Annotated in this window: 1 protein-coding gene; it reads right to left on the minus strand. The window is 36.6% G+C overall.

What is annotated here, in order from left to right; genetic code table 11:
* Positions 1-29 precede the first annotated feature (29 nt).
* On the minus strand, positions 30-545 hold the full coding sequence (locus AB4653_RS20410; protein ID WP_102258130.1) for a hypothetical protein: 516 nt from the start codon (positions 543-545) through the stop codon (positions 30-32).
* Positions 546-852: the final 307 nt, after the last annotated feature.

An 852-nucleotide genomic window follows, 5' to 3' on the forward strand; every position in this document is an offset into this window, starting at 1 on the left:
GTATATTCTTATACCTCTGCCTATTTTTATTATTTAGGGCAAGTTACAGAGTCTAATATATTCATTAGGTAGTTTGGGTTAATGAAAGTGACAATACCCATGATAGTTAGTAATACTAGCAAAACCATAAAGTGGAACTCATTCCATCGGATTAATTTGCAGGGTTTAATGTCCGGATCAGAACGATTTAAGTCACAATTGACTTTATTGAGTAACTCGACTTCTTCTTTTCTGTAATCTATCCAAGAAAATAGAACAGCGATACTTAATCCCAGTAAATATACACAGGTAATAGTTAAGGCAACCCCAGTTGAAGATATTGCAAAAGAAACAGTTTCATTTGATATCTTACATTCTGAGCCCGCGATTAAAGAGGCTACGATGAATGTAGAGAGCGCGATGATCACTTTCAATAATGTTGTGAAATTTGAGTGTTGCTGATTGTCTAAAAATTTTATTTTGTCCTGAATAAACTTGTACCTTTCAACTGCGAGTAGGTCACTTAGTTCTTTATTTGGTACTGTGGAATGTGTATTGGTTTGCATTGTTTTGTACGTTGCTCTTATGAAGATTAGGATGGACTCGGTAAAACATTTAGATTTGGGAGTCGTTTCTCCACCGCGTTGAAAGGTGGTATGTTGCATATTCTAACAATGTACACTTGATGGCACTAGAGCGGGTTTCTTATATTATTGACTTGCAGCAACTTGTAATGAATTTGTATTCAATTATAAAGCTGCGGGCGCCGCTCCGACCGACTCATGATAAAAAGCCGCTTTTTAGCGGCTTTTTTCATATCTTACGTTCGTGTAATTTATGTGGGAATAGCTGGGTATAAACCTGCCACAAGGT

This window comes from Vibrio sp. 10N.222.48.A3 (genome assembly GCF_041475345.1).
GTDB classification, from domain to species: Bacteria; Pseudomonadota; Gammaproteobacteria; order Enterobacterales; family Vibrionaceae; genus Vibrio; species Vibrio tasmaniensis_A.

Coding starts and splice junctions, on each gene's coding strand:
- AB4653_RS20410 (WP_102258130.1), bottom strand. CDS start 545: ATGCAAACCAATACACATTCCACAGTACCAAATAAAGAACTAAGTGAC.